A 22,127-nucleotide genomic window follows, 5' to 3' on the forward strand; every position below is an offset into this window, starting at 1 on the left:
TTATTTCCCTCCTTTCTCTGTTTCCTGTCTACTGCTAAAATTGAATTGAAATCCCTCCTCTCTTTCTTTCTGAAGCATTTTCTCTAACCGGTTACCATCAAATATCTCACATGTCTTCAGCGCTAAAGACATGATGGTGCTCATCAGATCAAAACTGTTTTGATCGTTATCCAAGGATACTGCGATCTCCAACACCAAAGGCAAAAACATGACGGAAATCAGTGTTACATTGGGATAAATACAAAGTTTAATCAGTTCATTAAAAACACTGCCGCCTTTGATATCTGTAATTAAAATAAATTCATCAGTCTGGAAATGTTGAATTTCCGTCTCGATTTCCACCTTGATTTCATAGGGGGAAACATAATCATCCAAGTTATAATCCTCTATCCGACTATCATCGATCGCGATCATTTTAACCGCTGACTTCATTCCTTTTGCTAAACTGCCATGAGATGCCAGAATCAATCTTCTCATTCTCTATTTCCTCCATTTTTGTCCTTTGTATTTTGATACGTAAAACCATTTTCGATGTAATCATGCAAATAAGCAATCTCAGCTAATGAAATTTCAATGTTGTAATGCTTCATCAGCTCCTGAAAACAAATTCTAAATAGATGGATGAACTGTACTTGTTCTTTTTGAAATTCATCAAGATCCTCATGTGGAATTTCTGGCTGTTTCGTTACAAGCCGTTCAACCATACTGCTGATATGTAGATAAAGTCCTGCCATCACTTTACTACTAAATTTTTGTTTCAATTCACGCTGAAGCTTTTTTAATGCCTCATCAATGAAATTAATTAGCGTAGTTGGATTCAAAATCGTCAGATTCTGCATAATATTCTCCAAGGAAAAGTTTCTAAGCAAATTGGCATTGAGCTGTTTTATTTCCTCATTACTCAACATATTTTTCATTAACGAATACAATCTTTCCAAATTTTCTACGGAAATAATATCCTCTAAGGCAATATAAGGTGCAATTTCAATTTGTGTTGAATACGTACCCACAATCATAATCACATCATATTTTTCAACTAGCTTTTTCGCTTTTTCCTGATTCATGAGATCAACATAGTCAAAAGTGATAAATTGAATATCGGTTTTTTTCGGCATGCTCGTTTTGAATATCTGCATGACACGTTCAGTTGATTGAAGACCTGAATCGAACGTAAAAACAATCGCTTTCTTTTTTACTTTGCTTCCAAAAACATGAGATGTCAGATGATTTGCCTTCGCAGCTGTATCTAAAATTTCCTGAATAGACTGGTTATGAATAATTCCATATCCCGCAGAAAGTGCTGTCTTTGTCGAAATATTATTAATCATTCCGACGTTCACCGATGCATAATTGGCAACCTCCTGCCCAATTTGTTCTAATGATCCCATATCAACTAACAAAATAATTTCCTTTGAGATAGCCCGCGATAAGATGTAATTTCTAATCTTCATAACAATTTCATTTGTATTCGTTTCTAACGGCATGTCAATCCCTTTAAAAACATAAACACCAAGTAAACGATTAACACTTTCTGCAATTGACGTTGCACTCGAATAGCCATGTGCAACAAGAATTCCAATTTTGTTCAGTTGTTCTAATGCCATTGCAGCGCCATTTAAGTTCATTGCCAAATACAGCTTCGACATAAAATCCATACGCATTTCCAACATACTAAAAATACGGTTATCAATTTCGTTTAGAAGTGTATTTTCCAAAAAGTAATTATTCTGAATAAACACGTCTAATTCATTAATAAAATCAATATTTTGAATTTCCCAATTCCTAATATTGATATCAATGTATGTATTCTCAAAAAGAAATCGGGCAAGCATTTTCATTACACTTGAATCAATTACTGAATTATATTTGCTTTCGATTACTTCGAAAATACTTTTTACGACATTCTCCATTATCTGTATTTTGTTATCATTTTCTTGTTTTTCAAAAACCAAGTAATCACAATATTGATTCAATTTCAAATCAACATATTTTAGAAATTCTTCAGCGGGACTTTGGCATTGACGTTGTCTTTTAAATTCTTCTTTGATTTCTTCTGCTGTCGTAATCAATCTATCATGAAATAATAACGTACTTAATTGTTGCGAACTGTACAATTCCTGCTCAGCATTCCCTTCATATCGAATTTCTTTTACTATTTCAATGGGCAGATGATAGTAAAAAATACATATTTTGTCGGGATGATCCTGTTCTTTATTGGCGTTAACTATTAGAGTTTCTATAGTTTGATTCAAAGTAATCAGATTCTGTGCGTAATCAAAGTGAACAAGTGAATAGTGAGCCAACCTTGAAATATAAATTTGCTTCTTTAAATTGTGTTCACAAAGTTTTATTTTTTTTACAATGAACGCTTCTCTTTCTTTTACCGGTCGCTCAATTAATCGTGGTAGATTAAAACTGAAATCGATCTCATTAAATAAAGAAGTATCAATTAAATTTTCATCACTCACTGTAAAAATTAACCAATTTAGTTTTAGTTCTTTCTGATTCAATAAGTTCTTAATTCTAAAAATAATTTCTTTTTGAATTTCTTTATTTACAACACCAAAATTTTCGAAAAGTAAAAGCCCATTCTTCGTTTTATAAAAAAGTCCAGTTATCGGATTAAAAATCAACTCCTGATAATCATGATTTCCTTCAGTGCAACTGATTTTTATCATCTCTTTCATTTGTGAATCTTTGGAGCATAAAAATTCATAAATGATTTTTGCAAGATACGATTTTCCCGTTCCAGCTTCACCACAGAGTAAAAGAATGTTTGTCTTTTGATTATAGATCATAGATTCAACAGCTGTCATCAGCTTTCTTAGTGATCCGTCTTTACCGATTACCTGCAAAAAAGACTGTTCTTTTTTGCTGATCTGATTCAACTCATTTTTGAATTCAGAGATACTAATATATTCACTGGCAGATATTTTTTTATCTAGTTCATTTTCGATCATTAAACGATCAAAATAAATCACTGGGCGTGTTGATATTTTAATCAGTTTTTCTTCAATAAACAGTGTATTCAAGTATTTTGAAACCACAGATCTTGATAAATGGAATTGATCCGCAATTTCTTTTGTATTTTTACTGATCACACCCGTTTTAAGAAACTGCAGCGTTGCATTTTTTATGAGCTCATGAATCTGTTGTTTGCTCTCCTGCATCTTGCCATCTCCTTTTCATCAAGATTTTAACTTTGATTCCATTTTATATAGAGAGCGTCCGCCCGTCAGGATAGTTGTTAATTTTGCACACTAATTCACTAAATATGCACACTAAAAGAATCGATAAACAAAACAAAACGATTGTTTAGCGTTATTCCTATAGTCTTTATTTAGTGTGCATAAAATAGTCATAAATAAACATTGATTTAATTAATTCGAGAGTTGCAATAGGGTGCTTTTTATCACTTCCATTCGATGTTTAACTTGATTTCAAAAAAAAATCCAGAACTAAACCGTCTGGATGTCTTCGTTTATTTTTATTCATGGAGCTTTTAGAACTACAGATAGATTTCCAAATTCTCGTTTTTTTCCGTTTCCGCCTGGAAAAAGGCTTTTGCTTCCGCATGGATCCAGCCCGCGATCAAACTGGACGGAAACATCTGAAGCTTTTCATTATACCGTGCCACGTTCGCATTGTAAGCGCGGCGGGCGGCCTGCAGATGTTCCTCGACGTCCGCGATCGTTTCCTGAAGCTGCAGAAAATTGGCGGAGGCCTGTAACTGCGGATAGCCTTCCGCTACCATCAATAACTGTTTTTGCACCTGGGTATACTGATCCGCCAGCGCTTCTTTTTCGTTCAGCGTCATTGAAGTGCGCAGCTTCGTCAATTCAGTCAGTACCGCCTGCTCGTGCTTGGTATATCCGCGGACGGCTTCCTGAATGTTCATCAGCGAGTCATAGCGCTTTGCCAGCGCTACATCAATCCCTGACAGCGCTTCCTCACATTTAATCCGGCTGCGGATCAGTTGGTTATAGAGTCCAATTCCCGTACCGATTACAACGATGAGAACACCTAACAAAATAATCATAATTTATTCCCCTTTCTCTGTCTGCCCTCCCTGCGGCGAAATTTCTGTTCCTATTCAGGCCAGCTGAAGCAAGTCGATCAATTCACAGATCAGTCGGGCTTCCTTGCGGATTTCGTTCAGCTGCGGCAAGGTGATCGCCGAAAATACCGGCGGCTCAAAGCTGTTCTGCCGATTGTCCACCGCGACATGGAACTGCCGGTCGAAAAAGCCATAATACATCCGGCCGGCGATTTCCCGTTCCGCCTGTTCCAGCTTTTCCATAAAATGCGGCGTCAACAAATAAAAGGCTTCCTGTTCATCCTCGGCATAGATCTCAAACTTCTCATTGAACGCCTCATTTTCCATTTCAATCCGTTCCGTTTTTAATCCGCTGAACCATCCGCCCGGCTTTCCGTTGGCAAGAAACTCTTTTTCCCGCACCAACAAATAATGGCCAAAATTCTTGGGAAAATCAAATACCATCCACGGACCTTCAAACAACGTTGTCACCGTCGTCGTCTTCCCGGTATGCGTCACCTGCTGAGTTAAAACATCACTGCGGCGAAACGGACAGCCATGATAACTGCCAGAGAGCTGATCATCGCTGAAAAAACGGTTGCCGGTAGGGATAAAATGAGCTTCCTCCACCCACTCCTGGTTAAAGCCGGCATCCGCGTTCAGCTTGACATCATCGAACATTTCCCGCAGAACCGCCAGCACGATTTGATTTTTATACGCTCGGACATATTTCGGCTTCTCCGTGATGTTGATCCACAAGATCAGAACCAACCCCAAGACACCTGTCAATACGCCGAAGGAAAAGCTGGAAAATAACAGGAGTACTCCCACGCCTATCAGAACACCTCCCAATACGGTTACGACCATAATTCGTTCCCGCTGATGATTCAGCTGCACTAAAATTTCATCCAATCTGATCCCCCCATCCTGATTTTCATTATAGCATGCGGCTGACGCACAATTCATGTTCGTAAGAAAATTGTCAAACTCTTTGGGCAGTTCGTCAGACTTGACCATCAGAAAACCGAAGCTCTGGATCAAGGATCACTTTGGCTTCGGTTTTTTTCATTCTTGACAAAAACAGATTAATCCCGGCGCAGCGCTTCAATCGGCGAAAGATTGGCAGCCTTGCGGGCTGGGACAATCCCGAAGAAAATGCCGACAGCGGAAGAAAACAGGGTTGCGATCAGAATTGTGGACAGGCTGATCCGCGGGGTCAGCGGCATGACCAGGCAGATCAATTCTGCTCCGCCGATCCCCAGAATAATTCCGATAATGCCGCCGATTGCGGTAATGATCGCCGATTCAGCGAGAAACTGCCACAAAATCGAACTGGTCCGCGCGCCCAGGCCTTTGCGGATACCAATTTCCCGGGTTCTTTCCGTTACGGATACCAGCATGATGTTCATAACACCGATGCCGCCGACCAGCAGACTGATCGCAGCGACAAATGAGATGAAGGTGGTGATCATGTTCAGCACTTCATTGATCTGTCCCATCTGTTCGTTGAATTCCTGCATCAGGAAGGCGCCTTTGCCTTGGGTTTGATGACGGCTGTCAAGCAGGCTCAGCGCCGATTGAGCTACCGAAGCGGAATATTCATTGCCTTCGGAGATAATATAGATGCTGCTGAAATCATCCGTCCCCATATCAAAGGACTGCAGTGCCGTATACGGCATTTCCATCGAAATTGGCGCGCCTTCATACGTTGAGGAAACAAACGTCCCCTCAACATCCTTGCGCACCCCGATAATCCGAATGTCCTTGGTAATATTCATAATCGAAGCTTCAATCGACATGCCGACGATATCTGCTGTGCCAAACAATTTCTTGGCATCGGATTCGCCGATCACGCCGACTAAGCGTCCGCCTTCAAAATCAGATTCATCAAAATAGCGCCCATGCAGCATCGGCTGCACCGACATCGCATTCATATCCGGATTGCCGCCGCTGATCGACAGATCAAAATTGCCTTTTTGGGTTAAGGCATTGCCCCATGCGCCCAGCGTCGGCGTCACCCCTTTAACGTGGTCGATTTTCGTGCGGATCGTATCGATGTCCTTTTCCGTAATATACGCCGGTTCCCCTGCTGTATAATTCTGACTGGCATAAATGTAGATCTGACCGCCGGCAATGCTGTTGAGTTCATCGCTGATCGTTCCTTTAGCGCCGTTGCCGATCGCCATAATCATGATAACGGAAGAGATGCCGATAATAATTCCCAGCATCGTCAGAATCGACCGGCCTTTATTCGCCCGGATATTCTTGACCGCCATCTTTACATATTCAAATAGCTGCGTCATCTGCGGCCTCCTTTACTGCTGGACAGGCGTGACCTGCAACCCCTCCTGCAGTCCGGCCGCGGCGCTCAGCACGATCAGATCGCCTTCGCTCAGTCCGGAGCAAATTTCCGCCTCGTCATCGGAAGTCACGCCGATCTCAACTGACTTGCGGATTAACAGACCGTTTTCAACAGCATAGACAAAGCTTCCCTCACGATCGGTATTGATCGCTTCCACCGGAACTAACAGCACGTTATCAGCTTTGGCCGTATTGACGGAAACCTTCGCTTCTACGCCTAAGAAAATGTTGTCATCCGGATTGTCGAACCGTACCTGAGCATGGATTACCGGTGTTCCCTGAGCATTGACCTCAGCGACCTTGCTGATCTTTTCCACCGTACCGGTATATTGTGAACCGGCCAGCGTAATCTGGGCTTTCTGTCCGACTGCGATCTTTTCCAAATCGTACTTCGTGATTGAAATCTCAGTCATGACCTCGCGGTTGGAAGCGATCGTGATCAGTTCCATACCTTCGGATGTCGCGGCGCCTTCCTTGGTGTTGACCTTGGTGACAATGCCGGAGAATTCGGCCTTGATCCCAGCTCGTGCCAGCTGCAGCAGCTCTTGGGTGCTCATCGCAGCCAGTTCGCTTAAATTGGTATTGGCCTGCAGCTGAGTCTTCATTTCGTTGGAAAGAATCGCAGCCTGGGCTGAATCGCGAACGCCTTCCCGCTTAGCCAGCTCGGATTCCTTCTGACTTAATTCGGTCGTGGCTTTTTCCAGGTCAGCCTGCAGCTGGACAACCTTTGCCGCCGCATCACCAGAGGCCCCCTGCAGCTGCTTGATCTGGTCTGCAATTTCCTGCTTCCGCTGCTTATGAGAATCCATTGTCGTATTGAGCTCAGTCAGCTCGCCTTGCAGGCGATTGATCTCCTGCTGCAGCCTTTCGATTTCAGTGCTTGGATCCTCTGTCGGAGCCGGACTTGTGGAAGGATCAGGTGAGGATGGATTAAGCAGGGCATCCAGAGCCGCCTGATTCTGGTCGATTTCTCTCTGTTTTTCACTGATCTGCAGCTCCAGCTGAGCGATTTGACCGTCTAAATCTCCCGCTTCTTTCTGCAGTTCGGCAATTTTCTGTTGGTTGGCGGCGTTGCTGCCTTCCTGTTCAGCCTGTTCTTTTTGCGCTTGGGCCAGCTGATCTTTTAATTTACTGACACGGTCACGCAGATCGTTGGCTTCGGCATAAAGCTTTTCGGCATCATGCTTAGCCTGGCTGTATTCATTGGCTTTTTCATTGCTTTTATTCAAGCTGTCGTTATATCCGCTGCGCGCCGCGGTCAGCTCCAGATTGGCTTTCTGCACCTGTTCCTGAATCGAATCCAGATCATAACCGACGATCAGATCGCCGGCGCTGACGTTATCTCCTACTTCCAGCGGCAGCTTCGCAATGTTCGCGCTGACCGGTGAAAAGTAGGTCTTCTCAGATAAGGAAGAAACCAATCCGCTGGTATCCAGCGTCTGCTCTACATTACCGCGGGTAACCGAGGTCACCGCCACCGTTGGCAGCATGGGCTTGCGTGTTAAGTTGGAAACGACGACATAGAGAACGAGCAGTCCGACGGCGCCCAGAATCAAGGTTTTCTTCTTCGGCAAAGTCAGCCTGTGTTTTTTCTTCTCTTTTCCCGGCTTCTTTTCCGGTACTGTCGGTTCAACTTCAATGACTTCTACTTGCTTTTCTTCCATCTTTACTTTCCTCCCTCATTGTTTATATCGGAATCGATCTGGCCGTCGCGAATATGAATAATCCGTTTTGCCTGGGCGGCAATCTCATTGTCATGCGTAATCAGAATGACGGTTCGTCCGCTGGCATGCAGCTGCTTCAGAATTCCCAGAATCTCTTTGCTTGAAGCTGAATCCAGGTTGCCTGTCGGCTCATCCGCTAAAATTAACGGCGGAGCGGCGGCAATCGCACGGGCAATCGCCACACGCTGCTGCTGACCGCCGGACATCTGGGAAGGCTTATGATCAAGCCGGTGACCCAGCCCGACTTTTTCTAATGAAGCAATCGCCAGCTGACGCCGTTCCCGTTTGCCAATACCGCGATAAATCAGGGGAACCTCAACATTTTCCACGGCCGTCAGATTGGGGATCAAGTTAAATCCCTGAAAAATAAAACCGATTTCACGGTTGCGGATATCCGACAGTTCATTGTCGCTCAGCTTGGCCACATTCTGGCCGCTCAGATAATAATCACCTGAAGTCGGTACATCAAGACAGCCCAGCTGATTCATCAATGTTGATTTTCCTGAACCGGACTGCCCGATGATCGCCACCAATTCACCGCGGTTAATCGTCAGATTGACATGATCCAACGCTCGGACTTCCACTTCTCCCGGATTGTATATTTTACATAGATCCCTGATTTCAATTAAAGCTTCAGCCATGAACTTCCCTCCCTGTCATGCTTAAATCGATCTCCATTATAAAGTCCAAGGCTTAAACCCATCGAAAGGAATCCTAAAGAACTTTATAAGATTTTTGTATTAAGACAGTAACACATTAATACATCATTGAACTATTGTCAATCCTTTTTTTACAAATTTCTGATCTTTTTTCTCATATATCTTTTTCTTTTTTTTCTTATTTATCTTTCTTGAAGCTTATTATATTCTGATTTTCGTAAAAAGCAAGCCCCCTTTTTCCAGATTCTGCCTGATATCAACATTATTGTACGCGCGGATGTTACGCTTCACCATGGATTTAACTTGCAAATAACGAACAATCCTGTCACATTCCCTAAATACAGAAAAACGCGGGAACTGCCGATGAAGTTGGCCTTGGTCCCACGTTTAAATCACGCTTAAAAATTGTTCGATCTGTTCCCGCAGCCACTGAAATCGGGTTAACGAGTGAATCTCAAACACGATCAGCTGAGCTGCAGCTAGCACTATCAGCCGCTGTATTTGTTCCTGCAGCATCATCGCCAGAAAAAAACCACCCCAGGTGAGATCCCTGCACAGGCGATCAAACGGAACCTGAGTTTTGGTAATCTGCCGCTCCATCGCAATGATCTTCTGCCCTAGAGGACAGGTCAATTCTTTTTCTGCAAAATGAACTCACGCTGACTGCCATTCACAGTCATTCCGCTCCAGAGCTTCGATTACACAATCTGAAAATGCCGCCTGATGACGCCTAGTGAAAAGAAAAGACCCCAATCTTTCCAGGGTCTTCCTTGCTTTATCTTCTGTTCTAATGATAGGCTTCACTGATAAACTCTGCAGGCAAGGTCATTCGACAACTTTGCCCGGATTAAGAATGCCGTTGGGATCAAAGGCAGCTTTGATCCGCCGCATCAGCTCGATCTGAGCCGGCTGCAGCGATTGTCTGAGATATTCCCGTTTGGCATGGCCGATACCATGTTCGCCGGACACTTGGCCCTTCATCGCTGCGGCTTTAGCATATAACGCATCCATGCAGCGCGTGACCTTTTCCTGCCATACTGCTTCTTCGAGTGCATCCTTCAGCACGTAGATATGCAGATTGCCGTCCCCCGCATGGCCAAAGCTGCGGATCCGTATGTCCTCCTGCAGCGACAGGTCACGGGCGAATTGGCAGAACTCAGCCACCTTGTCGATGTCCACAACAACATCACATTCATCCATCTGCGTCGTTGAGTTTTTAATCGCCTCCAAAAAGGCTCCGCGGGCATCCCAGATGCTGCTCTGGCGCTCCTCCGTATCGGAGATAAAGACATCTTCCGCGCCTTCTTGCAAAGCCAGCTCAGCGCAGTCGTGGATCATCGCCTGCATTTCTTCCGGGGTATTGGCGCTGTATGAAACGATCAGGTAGGCATTGAACTCCTTATTGGGGAAATCCTTGCCGAGATAATCCTGAGCATCCTGGATGACTTCTTTTTCCATGAATTCAATCGTCGTCGCCACTGCCGGCAGCCGCATGATCTTCGGCACCAAGGTCAGTGCCTGGCCTAACGTATTAAACGGAATTAACAGCGACGTCATCGCACGCGGTTTCGGAAGCAGCTTCATGATAATTTTGGTGACTACCGCCAGCGTTCCTTCTGAACCAACGATCAGATCCTTTAACGAATAGCCGGAGCTGTTCTTCGAGGTCTTGCCGCCCAGCATCAAGACACTGCCATCCGCCAGCACGACTTCCAAGCCTCGAACATAGTCGCGAGTGACGCCGTATTTCACAGCCCTCATACCGCCGGCATTGGTCATCACATTGCCGCCGACCGAAGCGCTCTTTTCACCTGGATCGGGGGCATACAACAGATTGTGATTGGCGGCTTCCTCAATGATTTCCATTAACAGCACGCCCGGCTGGATGACGGCGTTCATCGTTTCTTCATCGATTTCCAGAATCTGATTCATCCGCATCATCGACATCACGATCCCGCCGTGCGTCGCCACGCAGCCGCCGCATAAGCCGGTTCCGGCTCCGCGGGTGGTGACCGGCAGGTTTTCTTGATTGGCATAAGCCAGAATCTGCGATACTTCCTCAGTACAGCCCGGCTGAATGACCAGTTCCGGGTCAAAACAGCCGTAGTGGGTCATTTCATCGTGCGTATAATCAGGGTGAATTTCATCGCTGACGCTGACATATTGCCGTCCGACAATCGCGCTCAGCGCCTCGATATCTTTCGTTTCTAGTTTGCGGAACATACGGCTTCGCCCTCCATTTCTTTCAGCATATTTTCGGCAATGAGTCCGGCATCGCCAACGACGGCTACATGCGCCAGGTCAAAGATCGGAGCCTGCGGATCGGTGTTGACCGCAATGATCTTCTCTGCGCCCTTCATGCCGGCGGTAAACTGAATTGCCCCGCTGATGCCGAAGGTCAGAATCAATTTCGGTTTGACTGTTCGGCCCGACAAGCCGATCTGCTTTTTGACATCATACCGGCCGCTTTCCACAAAAGGCCGGCTGCAAGCCATCTGGGCATGCAGACGCTGCGCCAGGGTTTCGATCAATGCCAAGGTTTTTTCATCCTTCACTCCGCGTCCCACTGCGACGAGAATTTCAGCATCGGAAATACTGACCTCCTGCTCCTTCTTTTCAATCTTCAGCCATTCGATTTTGGAATCCAGCTTGGCCGAATCAATGGAACAGGATACAACCTGGCCAATTCGGGCTTGCTTCTGAGCGGCATCCATCACCTTGTACCGCACCGTCGCAAACTGCGGCCGATGATTGGTATTCAGGATCTGAGCCATAATGTTGCCGCCAAAGGCCGGACGAATCTGTACCAGATCCGTATTTTCACGCATCTCCAAAACCGTACAGTCTGCGGTTAAGCCGGTTCTGAAACGGGCGGCTGTGCGCGGCGCCAGCGAACGGCCGCTGACCGTAGCCCCGACCAGCACGACTGTCGGATGGCTGCGCTGGATGCAGTCTTCAAACACTTCGGTATAATTATCCGCACGGAAATATTTTAAGCGTGGATCTTCATAGAGGTACACGTTGGCTACCCCATAATCCAGCAGTGAATCCGCCGCCGCTTCAATCTGATCGCCGATCATCAGGCAGTTGACCTGTTGACCGATGACCTGTGCCAACTCCTGCGCCTTACCGATCAGCTCCAGCGTCACCGGATGAATCCGGCCGTCACTGTGTTCAACGTAGACGAGAATATCATGCCACTGGGACTTATCAATCTGCGGCTGAGGGGCATCAGTCTGTTCGCTGATAGCCTGACTTGGACAGTTGCGCAGACACATCCGGCACATTTTACAGGCGGCATTGATCTGGACCTGGCCATCGACCATCGCCATCGCGTTAAACGGACATTGCTGAATGCATAAACCGCAGCGCGTACATTTTTTCGGATCAATCACTAAGCCGCTCATGCGTTCTCCTCCTCCCACATTTTATCTTCTTTCAAAATTTCTACCAACCGCGTAGCACTTTCTGCTTCCGTCCCTTCCAATCGCAGGGTTTTCACATCATGGGTCGGCGTAAAAATTCGCTCGACCTGCGTCGGGGAACCGGACAGACCGATTCGAGCAGGATCCAGAGTCCTGCATTGAGCTGCGCTCAGGGTATGAATCGGATTCTGCGCCGCTGCTTTGGCTCGCTTATACGACGGCAGATTGGGCTGGAAAATACCTTTTTCCACTGTGATCAAACATGGATAAGGAATTCGTGCGACCGCCTCAACTTCCGTCAGATCCTGTTTGACGACTAAGGCTTTCTCATCCACGTCAATCAGTTCCGTAACCCAGCTGATATGCGGTATCCCCAAAACCTCCGCCATTTCCGGGCCAACCTGAGCGGTATCGCCGTCGGTGGTCTGCTTGCCGCACAGAATCAAATCGACATGCTCGATCTGACGGATTCCGGAAGCAATTGCATAGGAAGTCGCCAGCACGTCGGCTCCGGCAAACTTGCGGTCCGTCAATAGCCAGCCTTCATCCGCACCTAAAGCAAACGCCTCCTGTAGCACCGCCTTCGCAGCTGGCGGTCCCATCGTGATCACATGGATTTTCGCTCCCGTTTTCTTTTGAATCTGCAGCGCGGTTTCCATCGCATACAGATCATACGGGTTCATTTTGGTTTCAATGCCATCCCGTTTCAGCACGCCGGTTACCGGATCAACTTCGACCTTCTGCGTAGCCGGAACTTGTTTTACACACACAACAATGTTCACTTTTCTGTTTCCTCCCTATTTTCTTCCAGCTGCAGATGCCGCTTCATCAGCTCCGCCGCCGTTTCCGTTTGTCTGGCCGCAATCGCCCGGGTCAGCTGTTCGTGCTGGTCGATCAGAATCGCCAGTGAGCTATGAGTTGAAATTTGCCGGCGGTTGTGCGCGACGGAATATTCCATCAGACTGCCGACGCTGTCCAGTGCGATTTTTAACAGCGCGTTGTGGCTGTTGTGCACCAGCGCCTTGTGAAACTGCAGATCCAGCTTGGCAGCCTGCGCTTCATCCTCGCATTGACGCATCGCACTCACCAATTCCATCAAGCCCGCATCCTCACCTTTTTCCGCAGCCAGCTCCGCCGCTTTGATTTCCACAGCCAGGCGGAACTGCGCAATGTCCTGTTCACAGCCCTGCTGGGCGAACAACAGCGGCGAAATCCGCTGAATAAACGGTTCGATCTGAAAGGCTGTGACGCGGGTCTTTTCTTTGGGCCGAATCCGCACAATGCCTAACAACGCCAGCACCTGCATGGCTTCCCGCACACAGCTGCGGCTGACGTGATAGAGCTGCGCCATCTCCCGCTCAGACGGAAGCGCTTCTGAAATTTTCAGCCGGCCGCTGCCGATCTGGCTGATCACATCATCGACAATCATCTGCGAGTTCTTTTCCTGATTTTCCATAGTTCACCCCTAACTGGTCAGACCAAGTTAATTCCATTATAGAAGAACTGCTCGAAAAATGAAAGCCCTTACAGTTAATTAATTCTTTCACGAATCGTTTTTATCGAATTCAGTGCATTACGACATTCCCCGCTTTCCAGTCCGTAGAATATCCGTTTATCTTCGCTGGACAAAAACCAGAAGCATTGACAAAACAGCCTTCAAAAATCGGGCAGTTTTCTTCATCTATAGCATTCCATGAAACAATATTTCAGAGAAGCATTATATTTTACGAATAAAATCTTCAAAAGCTCTTTTCACAAGATCGAAATCACGGTATGATAATTCACAGAGGAGAGTTCAGAAAACAAATATGGAAAATGTTAAAATGTTGATTTTGGATATCGACGGCACCTTAATCGCCCGCGGTTCAGAAACGATCCGTCCAGTGGTTGTTAAAGCGCTGCATCAGGCGCAGGCCCAGGGAATCAAGCTGCTGATCGCTACCGGTAGAGCTTACTACTTCATCCAGCAGGATGTTCACGACACTCTGAAACCAGATTATTATGTAACGATCAACGGTCAATGCCTGATTGAAACTGGCAAGGGCATCATCGAAAAGCATGAAATTCAGGAGTCCACCATGCTGAAGCTGAACAAGCTGTGCGATGAACTGGAACTGGGCGTCGGCTATAAGTTCGATGAATCCGTCGTCTGTCAGTCGCACTTTCACAAGTTTCACTGGGGTTATCTGAAAGGCAAGGACGTCGGCAGTCTTTTAATCGACGACACTGCCGAACAAAATTATCAGAAGACGCATGGTTTGCCTATGGGCTTATTTATCATCGGAGATGAGGAAAAAGTCGAATCGATCACCGATCAGTTCCCGGAGCTGACCTTTACCTGGAGCTATCCGCAGGGCTATGACATTTACAGCACCGGCAACGATAAGACAACGACAATTGAATCAGTATTAAAACGCCTGGGTATTTCCTGGGCGGAAACAATGGCTTTCGGCGATGGCGAGAATGACATTCCAATGCTGCAGAAAGCCGGCGTTGGGGTCGCTGTAGCTAATGCTAAAGAGAATGTCAAGGCGGCCGCGGATTATATTGCGCCATCGGTCGATGAAGACGGTGTAGCGGAAGCCTTGAAGCATTTTGGCATTATCAGCTAGCCTAGCTTTTCCGTTCAATGACGTAAACAGTACGAAAAAAGCTCGGTCTCTGCCGGGCTTTTTTGTGTGTTCTGGCTGATTATTAGGTTTATCTTTGTACAAAGATTGCCGGAACTTCCTGTTCTGTGGATGTTCCTTTTCTCTGATTCTAATCTTTTTAATCCGGATGGATCATCTTATTTGCCAGCGATGCGAAGAGCTTGTTCCAGAACCTTTTTCCCATCCAGCATCCCGTAAGATGATGGGTCAATGACTTCAATCGGAATCTGACCGTTCGTCGCTTTCACAAACCGGTCTTTCTGATATCTGGCCTGAGGAGCCAGCAGAATCACATCATAGTCCAGTGTAATCTGACTGGATTCATCTCTTCCCAGCGCCTTAATCTCCGCTGGAATCTTTAACGCCAGAGCTGCGTTCTGCATATTGGTCACCAGTACGCTGCTGGACATCCCGCTTGAACATATAATCAGTATTCTCATCTTTCTTTTTCCTTTCCCAGGCCTTCGCCTTGTGTAGCTATAACGTTTTTATACCATGAATAGGAATCTTTTTTTATTCTCTGTCCGCTGCCTTGGCCCGCATCATTCAGATCGACATAAATAAAGCCATACCGCTTTTCCATTTCTCCCGTGCCGCCGCTGACCATATCAATCGGTCCCCATTCCAGATATCCGATGATTTCGATGCCGTCTTCCTGCGCCCGCAGCACTTCCATCAGATGCTCTTTTAAGTATTGAATTCGATACGGATCATGAATCCTGAAAGTGTCCTTCTCCTTCACAACTTCATCATGCGCCCCTAATCCGTTTTCAACGATAAACAACGGTTTTTGGTAGCGGCTGTATAATTCTTTACAGGAAATGTAAAGACCCAGCGGATCTTTCGTCCAGCCCCATTCCGATCTTTCCAGATAAGGATTGACAGCGGAGGCAAACAAATTGCCGTCGGTAATATCCAGCTGTTTCTCAGCACAGACCACGCTGCTCGAATAATAGCTGAACGCCAGAAAATCAGCCTTCCCTTTCTTGAGTATTTCTGCATCCTCTTTCGTGACAGTCAGTGTTGCATGATATTTTTCTCGCACACGCCGGGCATAATAACCATAATCACCTCTGATGAAAACATCAGAATAATAGTAAAGATGTCTTTCCATTTCTTCAAGGTTATAACAGATATCTTTAGGATTGCAGGTATACGGATACGAAAGCTGCATTGCGATCATACCCCCAATTCTGGCGTCGGGTATTATTTTATGACACAGGATGACCGCTTCCGCACTGGCCAGCAGTTGATGGTGGGCGGCCTGAAACAACATCGTCATCGCTTGATCTAGATTCGGATCAGTCTGACATCCAGCAAAAGGAGAATATCCGCCGGGTCTGAAAGTTCCGGGATCCGCCACACCGTTGATCTCATTAAACGGAATCCAGAGTTTCACTTTCTTCTTATAGCGTTCAAACACAGTCTGGCAGTAAGTCTTAAAAAAACCGATTACGCGTCTGTCTGTCCAGCCGTTGTATTCCTTGACGATATGCATGGGTATTTCAAAATGAGATAAGGTGACTAACGGCTGAATATGATACTTTATCATTTCATCAAACAGCGCATCGTAGAATTGCAGTCCTTCCTCATTTGGCTTTTCATCATCCCCATTGGGGAAGATCCGCGGCCAGGATATCGACGTTCTCAGACACCGTATACCCATCTGAGCCATCAGCGCAATATCTTCCCGATAGTGATGGTAAAAATCAATTCCCCGGCGATTGGGATAATTTTTCTGCGGGTCCTCCTTAAAACTAAAGTCCTCTCGGAATACGCTTGACATCCCATGGGTGTAATAGTCATAAGCGGCAATACCTTTTCCGCCCTCATTCCAGGCGCCTTCGGTCTGTAAGGCGGACAATGCCCCGCCGATCAGGAAATCCTCAGACCACTTCATCAGGCTTCCTCGTTGGATTCAACGGCAGCCGCTTCTTTTTTAATTAAGTCCTTATCATAAGCTTTAAAGAACGGCATCCAGATCAGCACCTGGACTACAACAAGTCCCAGCTGCAGAAGCGTTCCCTGCCATCCATAATTGAAAAACGCCTTCAATCCGATCGGAATCGTAAACGGAAGCTGGATGCCGTTGGAAACCGGAACCAGCCCGGTCATCATGCTTAAATAAGCGATGATAATTGAAACGACCGGCGAGAGTACAAACGGCACTAACAGACGAATGTTAAAAATAACAGGAGCACCAAAAACGACTGGTTCATTAACATTGAATAACGCCGGGATCGCTGACATTTTTCCCACCGCTTTGTTCTGTTTCGATCGGGCAAAGATCAGCATGCAGATGACCAAACCGATCGTTCCTCCGGAGCCGCCGATACAGGTGATCTGATCGCGGAAGCAACTGTCCAAAATTGCCGTTCCCGTGCTGCCGTTGAGATAAGCCAGATTATTGGCTGCCGTATTGGCCAGCAGGAACGGTTCAAAAATAGAGCCGATTGTCCCTGGCGAAATGCCGAACCAGTAGGTAACGTTGCTGATCACAATTAACAGAATAATCCCCGGCACCGAAGTTGCCAGTTTGCCCAGCGGAGCACTGATGACGCCAATAATAAAGGCATCCAGGTAACCATACGGCGTCAATCCAAAGATGACCCGAATCATAAGGAAGACAAAAATCAGCAGAAATTCTGGAATTAACGCGCTGAACGATTTGGATACGAAGGCCGGTACTTCTTTTGGAAGCTTAATCGTCCAGCCTCGCTTTTCGATAAAATGGAGTAATTCCACTGCAATGATAGAAACGATCAAAACGGTCAGAATCTGACTTGTTCCAAAACAGCCGATCACGGAAATGGCATCGCCGTTAAACGGCATGATCAGGACATAAGCGATTAAAACCGCGCTGATCGTATAAACCTCGTTCATTTCATACGCTTTGGCCAGACTTCTGGAGATCCCGATTAAAAACAACAGGCCCACCATTCCCATCGTGCAAAAATATCCGGTCAGGATCGTACTGTTCCAGGCATCACCAAACAAGGAAACGACAAACTGTGTAAAGGCAGGAATCGGAAAATTCATCAACAGGGCAAATAACGAGCCGATCATCATCACCGGCATGGCCAAGAACATTCCCTCTTTTAAAGCGTTGATGTAACGGTTGCTGTCAAGCCATCCCACGATCCCGGATAGTCGCTCTTCAAAATGATCTAAAAATTTCATAAATTATCTCCTTTTCCATAGGCTTTATGAATAAGTTTGCGATATAATATAACCTTTTACAGAATACTAATGCTTTCTCTACATTTCAGTAATGAATGTCCGCTTTCTTTTCATTCTCAACTTCTTCGATGTAGGCTATAAACTCACTGGCCAAATCAAAGGTGACGATTGCATTGGTCAAATGATCCTGAGCATGCACCATCAAAATTGACAATTCTATTTTTTCACCACGGCATTCTCGCTGCATCAATTCATTTTGTAAACAATGAATCTGAAGAATTTTAGAATCCGCCTGATTCATCAGTTCACCGGCAGTTTTAAAATCTTTTTTTCTGGCGTACTGGATCGCCTGAATGCAGTCACTTTTTGCATCACCGGCATTCATGATGATCTTCATGATTATCTCCTGCATGTTTATCCTCTTTTCTTTATTGCATTGGTTTTACTTCTTCAATAATTTCTTTCAAAACAGAATACTCCGGGTTCTTAACAAGCCGATCAATGATCGTTTTATTCATAACAATTTTGGAAAGACAGCGATACATTGAAGTCAGGTTGTCATTTTTAGATTTAGCAATACAGATCAGAAAAACCACACGAACCCGCTTCCCTTCTTCCCATAAAACCGGATTTTCAAGGACGGACACACAAATATGGGTAGTGCTGGAAACCGCCTTTTCCGGATGCGACATCGCTACATCATTGCAGAACACCGTATTTCCAGCTTCTTCACGCCGCAAAACAGAACTCAAAAGGTCAATACAGCCGATTTTTCTTTCCATTTGATCGCACATCCGTTTCAATATCTCTGCTTTATCCGTGCTTTTTTCAAAACAAAATAAATCTGGATCGAAGTATTGAAGCACATCTGTCTGTTCTTTCTGTTTGAAGATCTTTCTGATAAAGTCAATCTGTTCATGAATGCTGAGCGAAGTCATCTGCAGTATCGGTACAGGAAGCTCCTGCTTGATATGAACCATGGAGAAAATATAATCAATATGGGTGAAATCAAAGGTATCAATCTGCGTGACATCCAGAGAATGCACCTCGTTGATATAATCACTGAATTCAGCTTTGACTTGCTGCTCAAAAAGCATCGAATTCATTCTCCCATAAGCAGAGACCAGGCAAATATTGCTCTTAGTTTTCTGCGTCTTTCTTTTTTCGAGCGCCAAAGCGAATGCAAGAGAAATATAGCCAATTTCATCTTCACTGAGTATTTGACGGCATCGTCTCTTTATTTCTTTGCTGGCATACAGCGCCATGACATTACATAAAGGAAATTCTTTCTTAATATCGTTCAGGATTGGATTTTTCGACGAGATTCCCCACTTGATTCTTGCCTGCAATGGGATCAGATGCTGACATAATGATATTTTTAAGTCTAGATCATCCCGGAAATCGATGCCAAAGGCGTCGTAAACATCGGCCAGCATGTCATTGGCCATTTGAATTGTCTGTGAATCAAACAACAAATTCCCATTTTTTTCACCGGTAATCGTTTGTTTGGCCCTCAGTAAAATGACGAGATAGTCTTTTTCACTGACGGGCAGATTCACCTTGACGATCTGCTGCAGAGATGCAAATAGAAGTTCGGCGATCTTCCAGATTCGAGGTTCCACTTGTTCACGGTCAGAGATTTCGATTTCTTCAATGATCTTCTGTTTTTCCAGCCGGCCGGCTGTAATGTACAAATGGATCAGAAGATCGTTAAAGGCAATCGCTGAAACATGAAACTGATTGCTTTCCAGGCCTTGTTTTAATATCTTCTCCAACTTTTTCTTCCGTCTGTCACTTTCGATAAAAGTCAGATCATCATACAAGGGCCCCTCCTTAGCGGTATCCGCAAGACAGATCCGTTTATCAAACTCGCTGCCGATGATTCGAATTCCATAATAGGGTTTTCTTTCCAAATTCAGATTGTAAGAATTCAAACGCACCTCAACGTCTTTGATGTCATTGGTCAGCGTTGCATAGGAGACAAATAAGCTTTCAGATAGTTCAGTCAGTTTCACGTACTCACTTTGAATCAATTTCCATATCATAAAATTGATTCGCTCCAAAGGAATGGTGGGAAATGAATCATCCTTGGATGAAAAACAGTTCAGATAAACAGCTTTGTTTAAAATATGCAGCAGATAGCCGCGGCCTTTCCTGGAAACAATCTCCGCTCCATATTTTTCCGATTCCTGGTTTATTTCTTTTACCAGGTTCTGTACAGTCCTTGAAGAGACGCCGATCTCCAAGGCAATAACCTCTGCTTTTAAGAACTCGGTTTCGGATAATAAATAGAGTATCCTCGTTTTTTGTGATAATTTCAAAGTTGAGTTCCTCCTGTTTTTCCCTGCAGTTCATTTCCTGATTACAATTTACAATGAAATATTTTGTTAATCCATCTACATTTTTTCGCTTGTCACAAGCGAAAAAAATAAGACTCCGCGATTATCGGATAGGTGTACTCGAATGTTCATACAGAACAGAGCGCATCAAGAAAGAAACTGAATTAAATCTCCCTGTTTTCTGGCACTGTTTGCTATATTAGCTTTATCTTTATCGATTCCTGATTCAAAGTATTATCATTTCAATTTTATCGTTTTTAAAGTCCATCGGATCATTCGGCTTTATGGAAATATTTACCATCTTCTTCAATGCAGTCTGAGCGACGATAGAAAATACAGTGAGAACAAAGCGGAAAATCATGTCAGCAAGTCGGACCTAAATTCCTTTTAAACCCAATCTTACAGCAGTTAATTCTGAAAGAGCTTGACAGTTAATCTTTTTGATATCATAATGATATCATCAAGAGGAGGAATACCAAGATGGAAGAAAAAATTTTAAAAGCAAAGAAAGGTCTGATGCCCCTGATCCTGCTGCTTGCAGCCTATGTGCTGGCGATCGTTGCCTTGATCGGCGGTATTTCAATTGTGGATAACCATGCTTTCGGCAATGTTTTGATTGCCATCGGATTAGTGTGGATAATCCTGGGCTGGATTCCATTTATGGGCGTCAAAGTTCTAAAGCCTCAGGAAGCGCTGGTGCTGACGTTGTTTGGCAAATATATCGGCACATTGAAAGAGGAAGGCATTTATTATGTCAATCCGTTTGTATCCGCGGTTAATCCTGCCAGCCGGACAACATTACGGCAAAGCGGCGACGTCAATTCCTCAGAACGTGCGATCGTTACTTCCAACGGCGCTCAGAATCAAGTGACCCCGACCAAGAAGATCTCGCTGAAAGTCATGACGCTGAACAACAACAAGCAGAAGATCAATGACTGCCTGGGCAATCCGATCGAAATCGGCATCGCCGTTATCTGGCGTGTTCATGACACAGCTAAAGCTGCTTTCGCTGTCGACAACTACAAGGAATTCCTGTCGCTGCAGTGCGATGCAGCGCTGCGGGATATCGTCCGGGTCTATCCGTATGATGTCGCGCAGAATGTCGATACGACTGGCGATGGCGAACCGGATGAAGGCTCATTGCGCGGTTCCAGTGAAATCGTGGCGGCACGGATTCGCGACGAAATTCAATCCCGCGTACAGGAAGCCGGACTGGATATTATCGAAGCCCGGATCACCTACCTGGCCTATGCTCCGGAAATTGCCGCCGTTATGCTTCAGCGGCAGCAGGCATCCGCGATTATTGATGCCCGCAAGATGATCGTCGACGGTGCTGTGGGTATGGTCGAAATGGCACTGAACAAACTGAACGAAGGGGGCATGGTTGAGCTGGATGAAGAACGAAAGGCCGCCATGGTATCCAATCTGCTCGTCGTCTTATGCGGAAATAAAGATGCTCAGCCCATTGTGAATTCAGGAAGCTTATATTAGTGGCCGATCAGGAAAAGAAACAAGTGCCGCTGCGTATTTCCAGCAAGCTTTACGCTGAGATTGCATCCTGGGCAGAAGATGATTTCCGATCCTTGAACGGACAGATTGAATACCTGTTGACCGAATGTGTCAAACAGCGTAAGAAAAACGGCTCCCCCCGGCCGGAAAAATTAGATGAAGGGATTAAACTGGATCTATGAGAAAAAGCCGCATGCATAACCACGCGGCTTTTTTCTATCCTTTTTATAATCGAATAATGGA

Annotated in this window: 20 protein-coding genes; 3 read left to right on the forward strand and 17 right to left on the reverse strand. The window is 45.4% G+C overall.

Features of this window, described 5'->3' with window-relative positions:
* The 12 genes from MCG46_RS14770 to MCG46_RS14825 all read right to left on the reverse strand — a co-directional run bounded on the left by MCG46_RS14770 (window position 1) and on the right by MCG46_RS14825 (window position 13,661).
* Complete coding sequence (locus tag MCG46_RS14770) at window positions 1–477, reverse strand: PTS sugar transporter subunit IIA (protein WP_240280646.1); 477 nt, start codon at window positions 475–477, stop codon at window positions 1–3.
* A complete protein-coding gene (locus MCG46_RS14775) occupies window positions 474–3,170 on the reverse strand; it encodes a PRD domain-containing protein (protein WP_240280647.1) in 2,697 nt (898 codons plus the stop codon). Before MCG46_RS14775 ends, MCG46_RS14770 begins: the two co-directional genes overlap by 4 nt.
* A gap of 338 nt (window positions 3,171–3,508) precedes the next feature.
* Window positions 3,509–4,039: a LemA family protein gene (locus MCG46_RS14780; RefSeq protein ID WP_240280648.1), complete on the reverse strand. Its 531-nt coding sequence runs from the start codon at window positions 4,037–4,039 to the stop codon at window positions 3,509–3,511.
* A gap of 54 nt (window positions 4,040–4,093) precedes the next feature.
* On the reverse strand, window positions 4,094–4,948 hold the full coding sequence (locus MCG46_RS14785; RefSeq protein ID WP_240280649.1) for a DUF3137 domain-containing protein: 855 nt from the start codon (window positions 4,946–4,948) through the stop codon (window positions 4,094–4,096).
* 173 nt (window positions 4,949–5,121) lie between these two features.
* Window positions 5,122–6,339, reverse strand: coding sequence for an ABC transporter permease (locus MCG46_RS14790; RefSeq protein WP_240280650.1), 1,218 nt, complete (start codon window positions 6,337–6,339; stop codon window positions 5,122–5,124).
* A 12-nt stretch (window positions 6,340–6,351) separates the two neighbouring features.
* Window positions 6,352–8,061, reverse strand: a complete 1,710-nt coding sequence (locus MCG46_RS14795) for an efflux RND transporter periplasmic adaptor subunit (RefSeq protein ID WP_240280651.1) — start codon at window positions 8,059–8,061, stop codon at window positions 6,352–6,354.
* A gap of 2 nt (window positions 8,062–8,063) precedes the next feature.
* Window positions 8,064–8,762 carry an ABC transporter ATP-binding protein gene (locus MCG46_RS14800; protein ID WP_020224472.1) on the reverse strand — a complete coding sequence of 233 codons (699 nt, stop codon included), beginning with the start codon at window positions 8,760–8,762 and terminating at the stop codon, window positions 8,064–8,066.
* 405 nt (window positions 8,763–9,167) lie between these two features.
* On the reverse strand, window positions 9,168–9,380 hold the full coding sequence (locus MCG46_RS14805; protein WP_240280652.1) for a hypothetical protein: 213 nt from the start codon (window positions 9,378–9,380) through the stop codon (window positions 9,168–9,170).
* A gap of 225 nt (window positions 9,381–9,605) precedes the next feature.
* Window positions 9,606–11,003 (reverse strand): FAD-binding oxidoreductase, encoded by a 1,398-nt coding sequence (locus MCG46_RS14810; RefSeq protein ID WP_240280653.1) that lies wholly within the window; start codon window positions 11,001–11,003, stop codon window positions 9,606–9,608.
* Window positions 10,988–12,187, reverse strand: coding sequence for an FAD-binding protein (locus MCG46_RS14815; protein ID WP_240280654.1), 1,200 nt, complete (start codon window positions 12,185–12,187; stop codon window positions 10,988–10,990). The genes MCG46_RS14810 and MCG46_RS14815 overlap by 16 nt, the downstream gene beginning before the upstream one ends.
* A complete protein-coding gene (locus MCG46_RS14820; RefSeq protein WP_240280655.1) occupies window positions 12,184–12,987 on the reverse strand; it encodes an electron transfer flavoprotein subunit beta/FixA family protein in 804 nt (267 codons plus the stop codon). The genes MCG46_RS14815 and MCG46_RS14820 overlap by 4 nt, the downstream gene beginning before the upstream one ends.
* Entirely contained in the window at window positions 12,984–13,661 is a 678-nt protein-coding gene (locus tag MCG46_RS14825; RefSeq protein ID WP_020224477.1) for a FadR/GntR family transcriptional regulator, read from the reverse strand. The genes MCG46_RS14820 and MCG46_RS14825 overlap by 4 nt, the downstream gene beginning before the upstream one ends.
* Window positions 13,662–14,013: 352 nt before the next feature.
* Between MCG46_RS14825 and MCG46_RS14830 the strand changes: the two genes are divergently transcribed.
* Window positions 14,014–14,817, forward strand: a complete 804-nt coding sequence (locus MCG46_RS14830) for a Cof-type HAD-IIB family hydrolase (RefSeq protein WP_240280656.1) — start codon at window positions 14,014–14,016, stop codon at window positions 14,815–14,817.
* A 176-nt stretch (window positions 14,818–14,993) separates the two neighbouring features.
* Here the strand turns inward: MCG46_RS14830 and MCG46_RS14835 are convergent, their stop codons facing one another.
* From MCG46_RS14835 to MCG46_RS14855, 5 genes are all read right to left on the reverse strand, one after another.
* Complete coding sequence (locus MCG46_RS14835; protein ID WP_240280657.1) at window positions 14,994–15,296, reverse strand: PTS sugar transporter subunit IIB; 303 nt, start codon at window positions 15,294–15,296, stop codon at window positions 14,994–14,996.
* Window positions 15,293–16,756 (reverse strand): glycoside hydrolase family 1 protein, encoded by a 1,464-nt coding sequence (locus MCG46_RS14840; protein ID WP_240280658.1) that lies wholly within the window; start codon window positions 16,754–16,756, stop codon window positions 15,293–15,295. The genes MCG46_RS14835 and MCG46_RS14840 overlap by 4 nt, the downstream gene beginning before the upstream one ends.
* The gene (locus tag MCG46_RS14845; RefSeq protein WP_240280659.1) at window positions 16,756–18,036 is read right to left on the reverse strand and encodes a PTS sugar transporter subunit IIC; all 1,281 of its coding nucleotides are present in this window, start codon (window positions 18,034–18,036) and stop codon (window positions 16,756–16,758) included. The genes MCG46_RS14840 and MCG46_RS14845 overlap by 1 nt, the downstream gene beginning before the upstream one ends.
* An 85-nt stretch (window positions 18,037–18,121) precedes the next feature.
* Window positions 18,122–18,448, reverse strand: coding sequence for a PTS lactose/cellobiose transporter subunit IIA (locus MCG46_RS14850; protein WP_240280660.1), 327 nt, complete (start codon window positions 18,446–18,448; stop codon window positions 18,122–18,124).
* 16 nt (window positions 18,449–18,464) lie between these two features.
* A complete protein-coding gene (locus tag MCG46_RS14855) occupies window positions 18,465–20,357 on the reverse strand; it encodes a BglG family transcription antiterminator (RefSeq protein WP_240280661.1) in 1,893 nt (630 codons plus the stop codon).
* A gap of 498 nt (window positions 20,358–20,855) precedes the next feature.
* On the opposite strand from MCG46_RS14855, the gene MCG46_RS14860 reads away from it, so the two are divergent.
* Together MCG46_RS14860 and MCG46_RS14865 are read left to right on the forward strand one after the other, a co-directional pair.
* Window positions 20,856–21,866: an SPFH domain-containing protein gene (locus tag MCG46_RS14860; protein WP_020224482.1), complete on the forward strand. Its 1,011-nt coding sequence runs from the start codon at window positions 20,856–20,858 to the stop codon at window positions 21,864–21,866.
* Window positions 21,866–22,066: a PTS ascorbate transporter subunit IIC gene (locus MCG46_RS14865; RefSeq protein WP_020224483.1), complete on the forward strand. Its 201-nt coding sequence runs from the start codon at window positions 21,866–21,868 to the stop codon at window positions 22,064–22,066. The genes MCG46_RS14860 and MCG46_RS14865 overlap by 1 nt, the downstream gene beginning before the upstream one ends.
* Window positions 22,067–22,127 lie beyond the last annotated feature (61 nt).

Origin of the sequence: Holdemania massiliensis (assembly GCF_022440805.1) — a bacterium.
GTDB classification, from domain to species: domain Bacteria; phylum Bacillota_I; class Bacilli_A; order Erysipelotrichales; family Erysipelotrichaceae; genus Holdemania; species Holdemania massiliensis_A.